Source organism: Burkholderia glumae LMG 2196 = ATCC 33617, assembly GCF_000960995.1.
GTDB classification, from domain to species: Bacteria; Pseudomonadota; Gammaproteobacteria; order Burkholderiales; family Burkholderiaceae; genus Burkholderia; species Burkholderia glumae.
This window is the reverse complement of the sequence record NZ_CP009434.1, coordinates 1,755,113-1,771,608: the sequence shown is the minus strand read 5'-3', so window position 1 is coordinate 1,771,608 and position 16,496 is coordinate 1,755,113. Positions and strand designations below refer to the sequence as shown.

At 71.6% G+C, this 16,496-nt stretch carries 11 protein-coding genes and 2 pseudogenes; 2 read left to right on the top strand and 11 right to left on the bottom strand.

What is annotated here, in order from left to right; all coding sequences use genetic code 11:
- Positions 1-9: 9 nt before the first annotated feature.
- Positions 10-1,122 (bottom strand): annotated as a pseudogene (locus KS03_RS08600) (methyl-accepting chemotaxis protein); the annotation flags it as partial.
- 54 nt (positions 1,123-1,176) lie between these two features.
- Between KS03_RS08600 and KS03_RS29755 the strand changes: the two are divergent.
- Positions 1,177-1,982: pseudogene (locus KS03_RS29755) on the top strand (IS5 family transposase).
- Here the strand turns inward: KS03_RS29755 and KS03_RS08595 are convergent.
- The 10 genes from KS03_RS08595 to KS03_RS08550 form a co-directional block, all read right to left on the bottom strand.
- Entirely contained in the window at positions 1,979-2,437 is a 459-nt protein-coding gene (locus KS03_RS08595) for a cache domain-containing protein (protein WP_043308184.1), read from the bottom strand. The pseudogene KS03_RS29755 and the gene KS03_RS08595 overlap by 4 nt on opposite strands.
- A 304-nt stretch (positions 2,438-2,741) precedes the next feature.
- Complete coding sequence (locus KS03_RS08590; RefSeq protein WP_012733898.1) at positions 2,742-3,968, bottom strand: phosphotransferase enzyme family protein; 1,227 nt, start codon at positions 3,966-3,968, stop codon at positions 2,742-2,744.
- A gap of 26 nt (positions 3,969-3,994) precedes the next feature.
- Positions 3,995-4,606 carry a nicotinamide riboside transporter PnuC gene (pnuC, locus tag KS03_RS08585; protein WP_012733899.1) on the bottom strand — a complete coding sequence of 204 codons (612 nt, stop codon included), beginning with the start codon at positions 4,604-4,606 and terminating at the stop codon, positions 3,995-3,997.
- Positions 4,607-4,640: 34 nt separating this feature from the next.
- Positions 4,641-6,908: a TonB-dependent siderophore receptor gene (locus KS03_RS08580; protein ID WP_012733900.1), complete on the bottom strand. Its 2,268-nt coding sequence runs from the start codon at positions 6,906-6,908 to the stop codon at positions 4,641-4,643.
- A gap of 216 nt (positions 6,909-7,124) precedes the next feature.
- Positions 7,125-7,976: an alpha/beta hydrolase gene (locus tag KS03_RS08575; RefSeq protein WP_012733901.1), complete on the bottom strand. Its 852-nt coding sequence runs from the start codon at positions 7,974-7,976 to the stop codon at positions 7,125-7,127.
- 16 nt (positions 7,977-7,992) lie between these two features.
- The gene (locus tag KS03_RS08570) at positions 7,993-9,291 is read right to left on the bottom strand and encodes an MASE1 domain-containing protein (RefSeq protein ID WP_012733902.1); all 1,299 of its coding nucleotides are present in this window, start codon (positions 9,289-9,291) and stop codon (positions 7,993-7,995) included.
- Positions 9,292-9,774: 483 nt separating this feature from the next.
- Positions 9,775-11,802, bottom strand: a complete 2,028-nt coding sequence (locus tag KS03_RS08565; RefSeq protein ID WP_012733903.1) for an acetyl-CoA carboxylase biotin carboxylase subunit — start codon at positions 11,800-11,802, stop codon at positions 9,775-9,777.
- 105 nt (positions 11,803-11,907) lie between these two features.
- Entirely contained in the window at positions 11,908-12,705 is a 798-nt protein-coding gene (locus tag KS03_RS08560; protein ID WP_012733904.1) for an enoyl-CoA hydratase/isomerase family protein, read from the bottom strand.
- Between the two features lie 10 nt (positions 12,706-12,715).
- The gene (locus KS03_RS08555; RefSeq protein ID WP_012733905.1) at positions 12,716-14,323 is read right to left on the bottom strand and encodes a carboxyl transferase domain-containing protein; all 1,608 of its coding nucleotides are present in this window, start codon (positions 14,321-14,323) and stop codon (positions 12,716-12,718) included.
- 21 nt (positions 14,324-14,344) lie between these two features.
- Positions 14,345-15,523, bottom strand: coding sequence for an isovaleryl-CoA dehydrogenase (locus tag KS03_RS08550; RefSeq protein WP_012733906.1), 1,179 nt, complete (start codon positions 15,521-15,523; stop codon positions 14,345-14,347).
- A 231-nt stretch (positions 15,524-15,754) separates the two neighbouring features.
- On the opposite strand from KS03_RS08550, the gene KS03_RS08545 reads away from it, so the two are divergent.
- Positions 15,755-16,480, top strand: a complete 726-nt coding sequence (locus KS03_RS08545) for a TetR/AcrR family transcriptional regulator (RefSeq protein WP_017425154.1) — start codon at positions 15,755-15,757, stop codon at positions 16,478-16,480.
- Positions 16,481-16,496: the final 16 nt, after the last annotated feature.

Genomic DNA, 16,496 nt, shown 5'->3' with positions numbered 1-16,496 from the left:
ATCTCGTCCTCACGCCGGCAGCGCGAAGCGCGTCACCGCCTCACGCAGGTTCTCTGCCTGATCCTTCAGCGAATGGGCGGCCGCAGCGGCCTGCTCGACGAGCGCGGCGTTCTGCTGGGTCACCTGATCCATCTCGCCCACCGCGCGGTTCACCTGCTCAATGCCGGTGCGCTGCTCGCCGGCCGCCTGACTGATTTCGCCGAGAATCTCGTTGACGCGCTTCACCGACTGCACGATCTCCTGCATCGTCGAGCCGGCGTGCGTGACGAGCGAGGCGCCCTGCTCGACGGTGGCCGTCGAGGTCTCGATCAGCGACTTGATCTCCTTGGCCGCGCTCGCCGAGCGCTGCGCGAGCGAGCGCACCTCGCTGGCCACCACCGCGAAGCCGCGCCCCTGCTCGCCCGCGCGCGCCGCCTCCACCGCCGCGTTCAGCGCGAGGATGTTGGTCTGGAACGCGATGCCGTCGATCACGCCGATGATGTCGCCAATCTTGCGCGAGCTGTCGGTGATCGCGTCCATGGTGCGCACCACGTCGTCCACCACGTCGCTGCCGCGCGTGGCGACGCCGGCGGCCTGCCCGGCCAGCTGCGCGGCCTGCGAGGCGCTGTCGGCGCTCTGCCGCACGTGCGTGGTCATTTCGTCCATGCTCGAGGCGGTCTGCACGAGCGCCGCGGCCTGCTGCTCGGTCCGTTGCGACAGGTCGGTGTTGCCGGCCGCGATCTCGTTGGCGCCGACGTTGATGTTGTCGGTGCCGAGTCGCACCCGCGAGACCATCTCGATGAGCCCGGTCTGCATCGCATGCAGCGCATGCAGCAGGCTGCCGTGGTCCCCGCCGCGCAGCGCGACGCGCGCGGTCAGGTCGCCGCGCGCGATGCGGCGCGCGGTATCGACGGCCTCCTCCAGGTCGCCCCCGAGGCTGTGCCGCACGCTGCGCAGCACCATCAGCATCAGGACGGTCGAGACCGCGCCGAGCGCGCCCGACACGCCGAGCCAGACCAGGATGTCCGCGTAGAGCGCGGCGCGCACGTCGTCCATGTACATACCGGTGGCGATGTACCAATCCCACGGCGCGAAGCGGCGCACCGCGCTGGACTTGTCCACCGGCGCGTCGGCGCCCGGCTTAGAGCCGCTAACATAACCTAGACATGACGTAGCAGAAGTCGTATCGTCTGCGATATGGCAAGACGCAAAATCAGCAACGAGTTGTGGGTGGAGCTGGAACCGCTGATTCCGGAATTCACCCCATCGCCCAAGGGCGGACGGCGGCGCACGGTCGATGACCGAGCTGCGCTCAACGGCATCCTATATGTGCTGCAAACCGGTATCCCGTGGGAAGACCTCCCGCAAGAACTGGGCTTCGGCAGTGGCATGACGTGTTGGCGACGTCTGCGAGACTGGCAAGCGGCCGGTGTATGGCGCCGGCTGCATCTGGCGATGCTGCGTCGGCTGCGTGAGCACGACCAGATCGATTGGGAACGCGCCAGCCTCGATGGAGCCAGCGTCTCCAGCCCCCGGGGGGCCAGGAAACCGGCCCCAACCCGACCGACCGCGGCAAGCTCGGATCGAAGCGACACATCGTCGTAGATGCACGCGGCATTCCTCTGGCCGTCACGATCACGGGAGCCAACCGCCACGATTCGATGGCATTCGAGTCCACGCTCGATGCCATTCCTGCGGTACCCGGGCTGAACGGTCCGCCACGCAAGCGCCCGAGCAAACTGCACGCTGACAAAGGGTATGACTTCGGGCGTTGTCGACGTTATCTGAGACAGCGCGGCATCAAGGCTCGTATTGCACGCCGCGGTATCGAAAGCAGCGAACGGCTGGGCAGGCATCGTTGGGTCGTCGAGCGTACGCATGCCTGGTTCGCCGGATTCGGCAAGCTTCGAATTCGCTTCGAACGACGCCTCGATATTCATACCGCTCTGCTTGTCCTGGCTGCCGCCGTCATCTGCTCCAGATTCGTGGATGACTTGTGTTAGCGACTCTTAGGCCACTGGTAGGAGACGTAGCCGACCTCGCCCGGCCCCGCCTGGTTGCCGGCCTTGACGGTCTCGAGGAACACGTGGATGCCGTTCGGGTCGGTCAGATTCGCGAGATTGGTGCCGTTCAGCTGGGGCTTGATCGGATGCATGATCATCACCGGCTGCGAATCGTTGACGTACACGTAGCCGTCGCTGCCGTAGCGCATCGCCGAGATCGCCTCCAGCGCGCGCTTCTTCGCCTCGTCCTCGGACAGCGTGTGCTGCTGGGCGAGCTGATAGTAATGATCGGCGACGCCGTAGGCCTCGCTGACGAGCGCCGATAGCGCCGCGCGGCGCTGGTCGATCATCGACGAGCGGGCGTGCCACGCGCCGAACCCGGCGATCAGCAGCAGGCCGATCCAGAGGATCGCGATCATCGACGTCAGTTTCCGGTTCAGGGTCATGTTGGGCATGGGAGCAATCGTCTATCGACGGGTTACGAGACTGGGTTGAGCCGGCGTCTGTAATAACGGCAGCATCGGCCCCGCGCCGTAGCAGGGTTATCCCTGGTTTTTCGGTGCCGGGTGCGAATCGGGGCCGCGGCGGCGCGGCGGCATGCTCCGGGCGGTCCGGATATTGAGTGCGGGCGGCGGCACGCCGAGTCCGGCCGCCCCTTGCCGTTCGCCTCGCCGTTCGCCTCTGCGCGTGTCGGGCGGGCCCGTGCCGCACGGCACGGCCCGCTCAAAAAGCGGCCTCGCTCGCCGGCAGGCCGCGCGCTCACCGCCCCGGCCGACGCGCCCGGATCGCGTCGAGCAGCCGCTGCCCGTCCGCGCCGGCGAACCACTGCGCGTGGCCGACCAGATAGGTGTCGTAGGCGGCCTCGGTGCCGGCCGGCGACGACAGGATGCCGTTGAAATACTCGACTTCGGACAGCGCGAATTCGGTATGCGCGATCGGCAGCAGCGCCGCGAGTGCCCGATACGCGTCGCCGGACAGCGGCAGGATCGATTCATAGCCGTCCAGCAGCGCGCTCAGGTGCTCGAATTCGATGCGCCGCGCGCCGGCCGGCGCGAGCCAGTCCACCATGTTGCGCTCGATGGCGGTGGCAATGTCGAGCACCGCGCAGCTGCGGTCGGCCAGCCCGAAGTCGAGCACGGTCGCCACCTGCGCGCCCGCCTCGCCGCTCGTCCACAAGAGGTTCGAGGCATGCCAGTCGCCATGCGTCCACAGCGGCGCCAGCGTGTCGAGCCACGGCACCAGCGCGCGGTGGAACGGCCCGATCACGCGCTCCACGTCGTCGCGCCAGGCGCGTGCCTCGAGCGCGCGCGCCAGGCGCGGCTGGGCGGCCACCCAGGCCTCGAGCGCGCCGCCCAGATCGGGCGAGGACAGCACCCGGAAGCTGGTCAGGAGCGGCCGCAGCGCGCGCGCCGGCGCGTCGAAGCCGGCCGCCGCGCGATGCAGCGTGGCGAGCATGCGCCCGGCCGCGGCCGCGTGCGAGGCATGGAAGAACGGCTTCCAGGACATCACGCCGCGATAGGCGTCCACCCCGGGCGAAGCGGCATGCACCTCGTAGGTCCAGTCGCCATGCGTGCTGGCGGTGCGGCCGTGCCGGTCGGCCAGCACCTCGGCCACCGGCACGCCGTGGTCGCGCAGGTGGGCCATGAAGCGGTGCTCCTCCTCGAGCCCGGCCACGTCGCGCAGGCTGCGGTGGTGGCGCTTCACGAACACGCCCGCGCCGGACTCGGTGGTGGCCAGCACGGCCGCCGAGAACGGCCGCGGGCTGTGCCACGACAGCGAGGCCAGCGCGCCCACCCGCGGATAGGCGGCCAGCACACGGTCCAGCTCGGCGCGCGTGATCAGCGGCCAGTCGCGTTCGTTCGTCTCGCCGTCCACGGTGAACTGCGGCGGCACGAGCGCCGCGTCGTCGCGGCGCGCGGCGCGCGGCGCGGGCGAGCCACGGCGATCGGCCGCGCAATCGGCATCGGAGCGGGAATCGGACGTCACCAGCGGGTCTCCGGAAAACGGGGCGCTCATGGCCTGCCGTCGGGCCGCAGCGCGGCTGCGCCCGCGGCATCGGCGCGGGCCAGCGCGCGCGCCCAGTCGCGCCAGCCGATCCCGGCGAGCACCACGAACAGCGCGTAGAGCCCGGCCGTCAGGTAGAGCGCCTTGAACACGAACATGCCGACATAGACCGTATCGACCACGCACCAGAGCTGCCATGACGCAATATAGCGCCGCGCGGTCCAGTACTGCGCGACCAGGCTGAACGCGGTCAGCGTGGCGTCGACGTAGGGCAGCGAGGCGTCGGTCCAGCGCGCCATCGCGCCGCCCAGCAGCGCGCTCAGCACCACGGCCGCGGCCAGCCCCGGCGCGAGCCGGCGCAGCCCCACCCCGCGCTGCGGCGCCACCGGCTCGCCGGCGCGCTCGCGCCGCTGCATCAGCCAGCCGTACCAGCCGTACAGCTGCAGCAGCGCGAACGCGCCCTGCAGCAGCATGTCCGAGTAGAGCCGCGCATCGAAGAAGATCCACGCGTAGAGCGCGACCGAGGCGAGCCCGACCGGCCAGCACAGCATGCTGCGCCGCGCGGCCAGCCAGATCGCCAGCGCGCTCACGATCACGCCGGTGATTTCGAGGGGGGACATGGGTTGACGTCTCCGGAGAACGTGGCGGGCCGGATCAGAAGTCGCAGGTGACCGAGAGCCGGGCCGTGCGCGGCGCGCCGAGGAACAGGTAGGCGTCGCCCTGCTGCTCGCCGGCATCGCGCCAGTAATAGCGGTTGAACAGGTTGTCGACCCACAGCCGGGCCGTGACGCGGTGGCCGCCAAGCTTCGTCGTATAGCGCGCGCCGGCGTTGAACACGAGCCAGCCCGGCACGCGCGTGGTGCCCTCTTCGTTCGCGTTGCGGCTCGCGCTGTATTCGATCCCGCCGAGCAGGTGCAAGCCGGGCAGCCCCGGCACCGCGTAGTCGGCGTTCAGCGTCGCGCGCAGCGCCGGCAGGTTGATCACCTGGTGGCCTTCGTAGGCGGGCGAGCCCGAGTCGTAGGCGCGCGCGCGGATCGCCGCGAGGCTCGCGTTCAGCGCCAGCCGCTCGGTCAGGCGGCCCGCGGCGCCCAGCTCGATGCCGTCGTGGCGCTCCCGGCCGCGCTGCACGAACGTATAGCCGGCGGCGGAATCGTCGGGCTGCGCGAACTGGAACGGGCGGCTGATCGAGAACGCGGCGGCCGTCAGCGTCACGCGATTGGCCCAGTCGTATTTCGCGCCGAGCTCATAGGCGCTCGATTCGAGCGGCGGCAGGAACGCGTAGGCGTTGCTCGCGCGCACCGGCGCCTGGTCGCCGAGCGAGAGATCCCGGCTGTACGAGCCGTAGAACGTCAGCGGCGCGACCGGCTTGTAGACCAGCGCGAGCTGCGGCAGGAACTTGCTGCGGTCGGTGCGGCCGGCCGGGCCGTCCTGGCTGGTCCAGGCGCGCTGGCGCAGCAGCACCTGGCGGCCGCCCGCCAGCAGTTGCCAGTGCTCGCCGAAGCTGATGCGGTCGGTGCCGAACAGCGACACCTGCCACGCGTCGAGCTGCGGGAACGACACGCTCGGCTGGTTCGGCGACGGATCGAAACCGAGATCGGGCCCGTCGATGTTCTCGCTGCCCACGTAGTCGTAGACCGAATTCGACAGCCGTACCACGCGGTGCAGCGCGCCCACGCCGAACAGCAGGTCGTGACGCAGCGCGCCGGTGCGGAACTTGCCGTCCACCGCCGCGCGCAGCTCGTCGTTGCGCCGGTATTCACCGGGGCTGCGGTAGTCGTAGACGTCGAAATCGCCGTTCGAGGCGAAGAAGAACGGCGAGCTGCCGCCCGCGCCGCAGCTCGGCACATGGGCGCAGCCGTAGGCGAACGCCACGTCGTCGTCGATCATGGTGCGGCTGCGGCCGGCCGTGACGTAGAGGCGCCAGGCGTCGTCGAGCGCATAGTCGAAGCGCGCGTTCAGGTTCAGCGCGTCGGTGGTCACCGGCTTCGCCCAGGGCTGCAGGCCGAGCAGCTTCGAGGCCGAGGCGGCCGGCGGCACCACCGTGCCGCCCAGCAGCTGATAGCCCGACACCGAGCGCTGGATCCAGTTCTGGAACTCGGCATTCACCTGCAGGCTGGCACGCGGCGTGACGTTCCAGTCGGCCGCGAGCGAGCCGAACGTGCGGTGGCCGTTCGCGCCGTCCACATAGGAATGGATGTTTTCGCGCGCGGCCTCGACGCGCAAGCCGAACTGGTTGTCCGGGCCGAAGCGGCGGCCGAGATCGACCGAGGCCGAGCTGGAGCCGCGGCTGTCCGTGCCGGCCGTCACGCTCGATACGTTCTCGGGCCGCTTGCTGACGAAGTTCACCACGCCGCCCGGCGAGAGCACGCCGCTGTCGAGCGCGGCGAGCCCCTTCAGGATCTCGACGCGCGCCTTGTTCTCGAGCGGCACGTTCTGCTCGCCCGACAGCGTCAGGCCGTCCTCGCGCAGCGCGCTGGCCGGATCGAGCGGGAAGCCGCGGATCGTGAAGTTGCCGTAATAGCCGACCGGCGTGTAGTCGGCGTTGACCGAGGCGTCCTCGCGCAGTAGCTCGGCGAGCGTCCTGGCCTGCCGGTCGGCGATGCGCTCGGCGCTCACCACCGTGATCGAGGCCGGCGTGTCGAGGATCGGCGCGTCGTCGCGGCCGGTCACCGAGGCGGTGCGCGCGCGCCATGCCGAGCCGGCGGCGGCCGACACGTCGATGACGGGCAGCGTCTGGGCGGCGGGCGCCGTGCCGGCCGGGGCCGGGGATGCCGCCGCGGCCGGCGCGGCAAGGTCGGCCGGCGCGGCCGCCACCGCCGCCGCGTGCGCGGCCATCACGGTCAGGCCGAGGCGCAGCCGGCGGGGCAGCGCGGTCGTGCGCGGGAGTTGTCGCAGCGCGGCCGCGGGCAATCGTCGTGTCATCGGGAAGTCGGAAATGCGCTCGCGCCGGCGGGCGGCGCGCTCAAAAGGCGTGATCATAGCGCAGCGGCGCGGCACGGCCGCCAGCGCGCGGCGCGCGGCGATGCGCGCGGACAACGCCGAGCACGGCTGGCGCGGGCGGAGTGCGCATCGCCTGCCTGGCGCCGTCGCGGCGCAAGCGGCGCAAGCGGCGCAAGCGGTGCGTGGCGGCGCCCGCGCTCATGGCGCGTCGCCCAGCGCATGCGCCGCCTCGTCCGAGCCGCCCCCGCGCGCCAGCCGGCGCGCCATCGCCGGGCTCTGCGCGTGGGCCGGATCGAAGCCGAAGAACGCGAGCACATGCCGCGCGACGGCGTCGCGGTCGTTATCGGCGCAAATCATGTGATAGCTGTTCTCGAGCACGATGCAGCGCGCATCGGGCATCGCCGCCTCCAGGAAGCGCGCCGAGCGCAGGCTCGTCAGTTCGTCCTCGCGCGCGTGCAGGATCAGCGTGGGGCACGGCGTGTCGGGCGCCGCCGCGCGCACCCAGGCGCGCATCCGGTCGACCTGGCGGATCGTCGCGAGCGGCACCCACGGGTAATGGAAGCGGTCCTGGCGTGCGAACTTCTTCTTCACGAGCGCGCGGATCACCGGGTTCTTGATGCCGAACGGCTCGCCCTCCTCCACGCGCATGCGCTCGGTCAGGCCCGGCACGCGATACAGCAGGTGGCGCAGCGTGCGATACCAGGGCGTGGACCAGCCGTCGATGTAGACCGGCGCGGCCAGCAGCGCGAGGCGCCCCTTCGCGTGACGCACGCGGTGGCACAGCAGCAGCGCGACCAGCGCGCCCATGCACATGCCCGCCACGTGCAGCGTGTCGTACTCGGCCTCGAGCACGCGATACTGCGCGGTGACGGCGTCGAGCCAGGCCTCGGCACGGACCCCGACCAGATCCTCGGGCCGCGTGCCGTGGCCCGGCAGCGTGATGATGTGCGCGTCGCCGCCGGCCCGACGGATTGCCTTGTGCAGCGAGCCGAGATCGTACTCGGTGCCGCCCAGCCCGTGGATCAGCAGGACGCCGGTGCGACCGGACATGATGCGGACCGTCCGCTCAGGCGCCGGCCGCGCCGGCCGGCCCGCGCGCGATCTGCCAGACGCCCGCCACCACCGTCACGTCCAGGTTCGCGTAGCTGAGCGGCGCGCCGCGGTCGGTCACGCGCAGGATCGCGCCGTCCGGCTGCACGATGCCGAAGCTCACCGGCTCGCCCGGCTGGCCGGCCGCGCCGGCGCGCCAGTGGCGGCGCAGCGTGTCGCGATCGGGCGGCGCCAGCCGTTCGAGCACGCGCGCCACGCTGGCGAGTTGCGCGGCCTCGGCGCCCGGCCCGAACGCGCGCTGCAGGTCGCCGCTCCATTCGAGCGTATCGGTGGCCGGATCGAGCACGTAGGCCACCTGGTCCGCGCTCGCGAGCGCCAGCGCGATGTTGCTGGCGAGCGTGTCGGCGCGCGCGCTGGCGCGTTCGTTGCCGGTTTTCAGCGTGCTGACCGTCAGCACCAGCAGCGAGGCCACCGCCAGATAGAGCTGCGCCTCCAGCAGCGAGCGCCCGCGCGAGGTTTCCAGCAGCGAGAACGGCCCGTCCCCGTCCGCGGTCTGCAGGATCACGATCACGGCGAGCACCAGCACCGACAGCGAGCCGGCTCGGCCGCCCAGCAGCACCGTCACCGCCACCGTCAGGAACAGCGGAATGTAGGTTGCGGCGAAGCCGATCGCGCCGGCGGGCGTGCCGGCGCCGGCGCTGTCGAAGATCGCCCAGGCGCTGGCCGCCAGCAGCGCGAACGATACGATGCCGAGCCCGATGTCGAAGCGCTCGTGGTCACCCGAGCGGTGCGCGCGAAAGCGTGACCACGACGCCAGCACGGGCGCGACCAGCAGGATGCCGACGAAGTCCGAGGCCGCCCAGACGAACGCGACGTCGGGCAACGCCGAGCCCTGCATGAACGCGCGCCAGGCCCCGCTCGCCAGCGCGCCGAACAGGCTGGTGAGCAGCGCGGCCGAGATCATCGAGCGCAGGAAATACAGGCCCTCCAGCGAGAGCCGCACGCGCCGCACCAGCCAGACCGCGAGCGCGGCCGAGCCGATCGCGATCAGCGCGTAGACCAGCGTGTCGGGGTAGCTGCCGTGCTCGACCGCGGCCAGCGCGAGCTGGGCGACCAGAAACGCGGCGGCCAGCACCGGCCATTCACCGGGCGGGCGCAGCATGAAGGCGCCCACCGTGACGCCGGCCGGCAGCCAGATATAGCCGGGCAGACCGACCGGCCCGTTCAGTTGACGCGACAGCTGACCGCTCACCAGATACAGCACCGCCCAGAGCACGACGGCGACGGCGCCCGGCCTCGGGCGAGACATTTCCATGGATTCCTCCGCACCTGCTAGACACGAGAGGCGAATTCTCGCGCGTTTCCGGGGCCAGGAGCGCAATTTATCAGCCACGGGCGGCATGTTTCGCGAATTTCGCCTCGAATCGGGCCGATCCGCGCGCGGCGCGGCAAGCGCTCCGGGGCCAACGCAGGCCGGCGGCGCCGCGCTGGCGATCGAGGTCAGCCCCGGCCCTGGCGTCGCAGCTGAAGCTGAGCGGCAGCGCGGTGCGGCCGGCACCGCGGCGCTCCAGTATGGCCCGGGCGCCTGCACGTCTCGCTGCGCTACGACACCGCCTCCAACCCGTCGCACGCGTCGTCGCAGCAAGGCAGCCGGCAGGCCGGATACCGGTTCTGCGGGCACGGACCCGCTCGGGCCGGCCCGGCGATCGGCGCGGCAGCGGGCTCGGGCCGCGTCCGGATCGGCTGGCGCGGCGCGGGCAAGCGGCCGCCCGCGGCGGCACCTTCATGCCGCGCCCGGTCAAGCCGCCGTTTCCAGCGTGATCAGCTGCGCGCCGTCCGCCACCTGATCGCCGACCGCGTACAGCACCTCGGCCACCACGCCCGCGCTCGGCGCGCCGATCGTGTGCTCCATCTTCATCGCCTCCATCACGATCAGCGGCGCGCCCGCCTCCACCGCCTGCCCCGGCTCGACCAGCACCGCGATCACCTTGCCCGGCATCGGCGCGGTGAGCCGGCCGCCGCCGTGCTCGGCGTCGCCGGCATGCGCGAGCGGGCTCAGCCATTCGAGGGTGTCGGCCGCGCCCTGCACGAACACGTGGAACGTGTCGCCCTCGGCCACCACGCGGCCGGCGCCGCGCTCGCCGCCCAGCGTCACCACGAACTCGCGCGCGCTGGCGCCGCGCTGCCAGCTGAACGGCGCCGCCGCCGCATCGCCGATCGCAAGCCGCTCGCCGTGCGCGCCGCGCTCGTAGCGGACCGTCACCGCCGCCTCCTGATCGGCCGGCCGCCAGGCCAGCGTGCGCGTGTAAGCGCCGTTGAGCCGCCAGTCCGGCAGCGCCTGCCACGGCGAGGCACCGGGCGCGATCGCGGCGCCGGCCCCGCCGCTTTGGGCCGCGTCGCGCTCGCGCGCGAGCAGCGCGGCGCAGGCCAGCGCGACCGCCGCCGGGGCCAGCGCGCGCGGCGCGAACAGCGTGTCGTGATGGCGCTCGATCAGCCCGGTGTCGAGGTCGCCGCTCGCGAACGGCGCGCTCTCGACGATCCGCTGCAGGAACGCGGCGTTGGTGGCGAGCCCCACCGCCTCGCACTCGCGCAGCGCGCGCGCCATGCGCTTGAGCGCCTCGGCGCGATCGGCGCCGTGCACGATCAGCTTGGCGATCATCGGATCGTAGAACGGCGTGATCGCGTCGCCCTCGCGCACGCCGCTGTCCACCCGCACCGGCGCGCCGGTCGCGAACTCCACGCCCTCGGGCAGCCGCAGGTGCGTGAGCGTGCCGGTGGAAGGCAGGAAGCCGCGCGCCGGGCTCTCGGCATAGAGCCGCGCCTCGATCGCGTGGCCGGTCACGCGCAGCGCCTCCTGGCGCAGCGGCAGCGGCTCGCCGGAGGCGGCGCGCAACTGCCACTCCACGAGGTCGAGCCCGCTCACCATCTCGGTGACGGGATGCTCGACCTGCAGGCGCGTGTTCATCTCCATGAAGTAGAACTGCTCGCCCGTCACGATGAATTCGACGGTGCCGGCGCCCACGTAGCCGACCGCGCGCGCGGCCGCCACCGCGGCGTCGCCCATCGCGCGGCGCTGCGCGTCGGACAGGCCCGGCGCGGGCGCCTCCTCCAGCACCTTCTGGTGGCGCCGCTGCACCGAGCAGTCGCGGTCGAACAGGTAGACGGTGTTGCCGAGCGTGTCGCCGAACACCTGCACCTCCACGTGGCGCGGGCGCAGCAGGTATTTCTCGATCAGCACGCGATCGTTGCCGAAGCTGCTGGCCGCCTCGCGCTGGCACGAGGCGAGCGCGGCCGGGAAATCGGCCGAGCGTTCGACCACGCGCATGCCCTTGCCGCCGCCGCCCGCGCTCGCCTTGAGCAGCACCGGGTAGCCGATCGCGTCGGCCTCGCGATGCAGCAGCGCGGGGTCCTGGTCGGCGCCGTGGTAGCCGGGCACGAGCGGCACGCCGGCCTGCTGCATCAGCGCCTTGGCGGCGGCCTTCGAGCCCATCGCCGCGATCGCCTGCACCGGCGGCCCGATGAAGACCAGGCCGGCGGCCGCGCAGGCCTCGGCGAAGGTCTCGTTCTCGGACAGGAAGCCGTAGCCGGGGTGGACCGCCTGCGCGCCCGTGGCCAGCGCGGCGGCGATCACGCGGTCGCCGCGCAGATAGCTGTCCGCGGCGGCCGCGCCGCCGATCGGCACCGCCTCGTCGCAGGCGGCAAGGTGTTTCGCGTTCGCGTCGGCGTCCGAGTAGACGGCGACGCTCGCGATGCCGAGACGGCGGCAGGTGGCCGCCACCCGGCAGGCGATTTCGCCGCGATTGGCGATCAGGATCTTGTCGAACATGGTCGGTCGGGATTCGGTAAGCGGGGTTCGGAAAGGCCGGGACGGCGAATCAGGGACGCGATGCGGGCTAGCGCCCCGCGCCGGCGGGCCGCCAGCGCAGCGGCCTCATTCGCGCCATGACGGCGTGCGCTTGTCGAGGAACGCGGCGATGCCCTCGCGCGCCTCGGCGCCCGCGCGCGTCGCCGCGATCCAGTCGGCGGTCTGCTCGATCAGCGCGTCGTCGAGCGCGCGGCCGGCCACCTCGGCCACCAGCCGCTTGGCGGCCCGCACGGCGCCCGGCCCGTTGGCGCGCAGCGCGTCGCCCAGCTGCGCGACGGCCGCGTCGAGCACCTCGGCCGGCACCGCCTCGTGGATCAGCCCGAGCTGGGCGGCGCGCGCGCTGCCGAACACCTCGGCGGTGGTGAAGTAGCGGCGCGCGGCGCGCTCGCCGAGCGCACGCACCACGTAGGGCGCGATGGTGGCCGGAATCAGCCCGAGCCGCGCCTCCGAGAGGCAGAAGCGCGCCGGCTCGGCGCCGATCGCGACGTCGCAGGCCGCCACCAGGCCGACCCCGCCCGCGTAGGCGTCGCCGTGCACGCGCGCGATCACCGGCTTGCCGCAGCGGTACACCGCCTCCAGCATGCGCGCGAGCCGGCGCGCGTCGGCGCGGTTCTCGTCGTCGCTATAGCCGGCCATGCGGCGCATCCAGCTCAGGTCCGCGCCGGCGCAGAACGCCGGCCCCTCGGCGGCCAGCACCACCGCGCGGATGCCGTCGTGCGCGTCGAGCTCGCCGAACGCGGCCGTCAGCTCCGCGATCATGGTCTCGTTGAACGCGTTGCGCACCTCGGGCCGCGCGAGCGTGACCGTGGCGATGCGCTGCTCCTCGGTGACGCGGATCGTCTCGTATCTGGTCTCGTACCGCATGCCTGCCTCCTTACATCCGGAACACGCCGAAGCGCGTCTGCTCGATCGGCGCGTTCATGGCGGCGGCCAGGCCCAGCCCGAGCACGTCGCGCGTGCGCGCCGGCTCGATCACGCCGTCGTCCCACAGCCGCGCGCTCGCGTAGTACGGATGGCCCTGCCGCTCGTACTGCTCGCGGATCGGCGCCTTGAACGCGGCCTCCTCGTCGGCCGACCAGCTGCCGCCCTTGGCCTCGATGCCGTCGCGGCGCACCGTGGCCAGCACCGAGGCGGCCTGGTCGCCGCCCATCACCGAGATGCGCGCGTTCGGCCACATCCAGAGGAAGCGCGGCGAGTAGGCCCGGCCGCACATGCCGTAGTTGCCGGCGCCGAACGAGCCGCCGATGATCACCGTGAACTTCGGCACCTTCGCCGTGGCCACCGCGGTGACCATCTTCGCGCCGTGCCGCGCGATGCCCTCGTTCTCGTATTTGCGGCCCACCATGAAGCCCGTGATGTTCTGCAGGAACACCAGCGGGATCTTGCGCTGGCAGCACAGCTCGATGAAATGCGCGCCCTTCACGGCCGATTCGGAGAACAGGATGCCGTTGTTGGCGACGATCCCGACCGGATGACCCCAGATCCGCGCGAAGCCGGTGACGAGCGTGGTGCCGAAGCGCGCCTTGAATTCGTCGAAGGCCGAATCGTCGACGATGCGCGCGATCACCTCGCGCACGTCGAACGGCTTGCGCGTATCGGCCGGGATCACGCCGGCCAGCTCGGCCGGATCGTAGCGCGGCGGCAGCGGCTCGCTGAGCGGCAGCGGCGGCGCGGCCTTCGCGCCGAGGTGGGCGACGATCGAGCGCGCGATCGCGAGCGCGTGCGCGTCGTTCCGGGCGAGATGGTCGGCCACGCCCGACAGCCGGGTGTGGACATCGCCGCCGCCCAGGTCCTCGGCGCTGACCTCCTCGCCGATGGCCGCCTTCACCAGCGGCGGGCCGCCCAGGAAGATCGTGCCCTGCTCCCTGACGATGATCGATTCGTCGCTCATCGCCGGCACGTAGGCGCCGCCGGCCGTGCACGAGCCCATCACCACCGCGATCTGCGCGATGCCGGCGGCCGACAGGTTGGCCTGGTTGTAGAAGATGCGGCCGAAGTGGTCGCGGTCGGGGAACACCTCGTCCTGGTTCGGCAGGTTCGCGCCGCCCGAATCGACCAGGTAGACGCAGGGCAGCCGGTTCTCGGCCGCGATCTCCTGCGCGCGCACGTGCTTCTTGACGGTGACGGGGTAATAGGTGCCGCCCTTCACGGTGGCGTCGTTGCAGACGATCATGCACTCGCGCCCGGCGATCCGGCCGATGCCGGTGATGATGCCGGCGCCAGGAGCGTCGTCGTTGTACATGCCGAACGCGGCGAGCTGCGAGAGTTCGAGGAACGGCGAGCCCGGGTCCAGCAGCAGCGCGATGCGCTCGCGCGGCAGCAGCTTGCCGCGCGCCACGTGCTTGTCGCGCGCGGCCTGCCCGCCGCCCTGCGCGAGCCGCTCGATCTTCTCGCGCAGGTCGGCCACCAGCGCGTCGAGCGCGGCCGCGTTGGCGCGGAATTCGTCGGAGCGGGGGTTCAGTTTCGATTCGAGGATCGGCATCGTGTCGGCTCCGCGCGGCGCTTACGCCGTCTCGGCGAACAGTTCGCGGCCGATCAGCATGCGGCGGATTTCGCTCGTGCCCGCGCCGATCTCGTAGAGCTTGGCATCGCGCCAGAGCCGGCCCACCGGATATTCGTTGATGTAGCCGTTGCCGCCGAGGATCTGGATCGCCTCGCCCGCCATCCAGGTGGCGCGCTCGGCCGTGTAGAGGATCACGCCGGCGCAGTCCTTGCGCGCCTGGCGCACGTGGCTGCCGGCCGCGTCCAGATGGCGGCCCACCGCGTAGAGGTAGGCGCGGCAGGCCTGGAAGTTCGTGTACATGTCGGCCACCTTGCCCTGGATCAGCTGGAACTCGCCGATCGACTGGCCGAACTGCTTGCGGTCGTGGATGTACGGCACCACCGCGTCGAGGCAGGCCGCCATGATGCCGGTCGGGCCGCCCGCCAGCACCGCGCGCTCGTAGTCGAGCCCGCTCATCAGCACCTTCACGCCGCTGCCCACCTCGCCCAGCACGTTCTCCTCGGGCACCTCCACGTCCTGGAACACCAGCTCGCCCGTGTGCGAGCCGCGCATGCCGAGCTTGTCGAGCTTCTGCGCCACCGAGAAGCCCTTCATGCCCTTCTCGACGATGAACGCCGTCATGCCGCGCGCACCCGCCTCCGGATCGGTCTTCGCGTAGACCACCAGCGTGTCGCAGTCCGGGCCGTTGGTGATCCACATCTTGGTGCCGTTCAGCACGTAGTGGCTGCCGCGCCGGTCGGCGCGCAGCTTCATGCTGACCACGTCCGAGCCCGCGTTCGGCTCGCTCATCGCCAGCGCCCCCACGTGCTCGCCCGAGATCAGCTTCGGCAGGTAGCGGCGCTTCTGCGCCTCGCTGCCGTTGCGATGGATCTGGTTGACGCAGAGATTCGAATGGGCGCCGTAGGACAGGCCGACCGATGCCGAGGCGCGCGAGATTTCCTCCATCGCCACCATGTGCGCCGTGTAGCCGAGGTTCGCGCCGCCGTACTCCTCGCCCACCGTCATGCCGAGCACGCCGAGTTCGCCGAACTTGCGCCACAGGTCCATCGGGAACTGGTCGGTGCGATCGATCTCGGCCGCGCGCGGCGCGATCTCCTTCGCGGCGAACGTGGCGATCGCGTCGCGCAGCATCTCGATGTCCTCACCGAGCATGAATTGCACGCCGGGCAGGTTGCTCATGTCTCCTCCTCCGATTCCAGAAAGTGCGGTCGGCCGAGCCGGTGCGGCACATCGATCTGAGTTTTGCTCAGAATTGCCCGGGCGCCGGTCGAATGAACGATGCCATTTGATGGCGGCTAGTGTCGCGCCTAGCCCAATCATGCGTCAATTGTTTTTTTTGAGTGACACTCAAAATATTGGCCGGACTCGGCTATCATCGGCCCCATCGATCGAGCGGAACGGAAATCCATCATGACGAGCAGCCCCGTCAAGTCCGAGCGCGCCGACGGCAGCCGCGCGCCCGCCGGACGCAAGTCGCAGCAGCGCGTGCAGGAGATCCTGCGCGCCGGGCGCGAGGTGTTCGCGGAGAAAGGCTACGAGCACGCCACCGCAGCCGAGATCGCGCAGCGCGTGGGGGTGTCCGAGGCCACCGTGTTCAGCTACTTTCGCGGCAAGCGCGAGCTGTGCGCGCGCGTGATCGCGGACTGGTACGACGAGAACATCGCGACCTTCGAGGCAGGCTTGCCGGCGCTCGCCCCGGTGCGGGAGCAGTTCGCCTTCATCGTGCGCACCCATTTGCGGCTGATGCTGGTAAACGGCACCGGGCTGTGCGCGCTGGTGCTGTCGGAGGGGCGCGCCAGGCAGGAGATGCTCGGCGACGAGCTGAGCGCGCTGCAGCGGCGCTATACCGCGCCGCTGATGAAGGTGCTCGCGCGCGGGCAGGCTCAGGGGCAGGTGCGGGCCGACCTGCCCCTGAGCCTGCTGCGCTCGCTGGTGTTCGGGCCGATCGAGCACGTGCTGTGGGACGCGATCCTGGGCCGGCGCGAGCTCGATGCGGAGCGCACGGCCGAGCAGCTGATCGGCGTGCTGTGGGCGGCGTTGCAGCCGCCGGCGCCGGACGTGGCGGCGCTGGCTCAGTTCGAGCGCGACGTCAGGGAAGCGCTGGGGCGGGTGGCCGGCGCGGCCGGGGCGCGCTGAACGGCGCTGCCCGCCG

Coding starts and splice junctions, on each gene's coding strand:
- KS03_RS08595 (WP_043308184.1), bottom strand. CDS start 2,437: ATGCCCAACATGACCCTGAACCGGAAACTGACGTCGATGATCGCGATC.
- pnuC (WP_012733899.1), bottom strand. CDS start 4,606: ATGTCCCCCCTCGAAATCACCGGCGTGATCGTGAGCGCGCTGGCGATC.
- KS03_RS08580 (WP_012733900.1), bottom strand. CDS start 6,908: ATGACACGACGATTGCCCGCGGCCGCGCTGCGACAACTCCCGCGCACG.
- KS03_RS08575 (WP_012733901.1), bottom strand. CDS start 7,976: ATGTCCGGTCGCACCGGCGTCCTGCTGATCCACGGGCTGGGCGGCACC.
- KS03_RS08570 (WP_012733902.1), bottom strand. CDS start 9,291: ATGGAAATGTCTCGCCCGAGGCCGGGCGCCGTCGCCGTCGTGCTCTGG.
- KS03_RS08565 (WP_012733903.1), bottom strand. CDS start 11,802: ATGTTCGACAAGATCCTGATCGCCAATCGCGGCGAAATCGCCTGCCGG.
- KS03_RS08560 (WP_012733904.1), bottom strand. CDS start 12,705: ATGCGGTACGAGACCAGATACGAGACGATCCGCGTCACCGAGGAGCAG.
- KS03_RS08555 (WP_012733905.1), bottom strand. CDS start 14,323: ATGCCGATCCTCGAATCGAAACTGAACCCCCGCTCCGACGAATTCCGC.
- KS03_RS08550 (WP_012733906.1), bottom strand. CDS start 15,523: ATGAGCAACCTGCCCGGCGTGCAATTCATGCTCGGTGAGGACATCGAG.
- KS03_RS08545 (WP_017425154.1), top strand. CDS start 15,755: ATGACGAGCAGCCCCGTCAAGTCCGAGCGCGCCGACGGCAGCCGCGCG.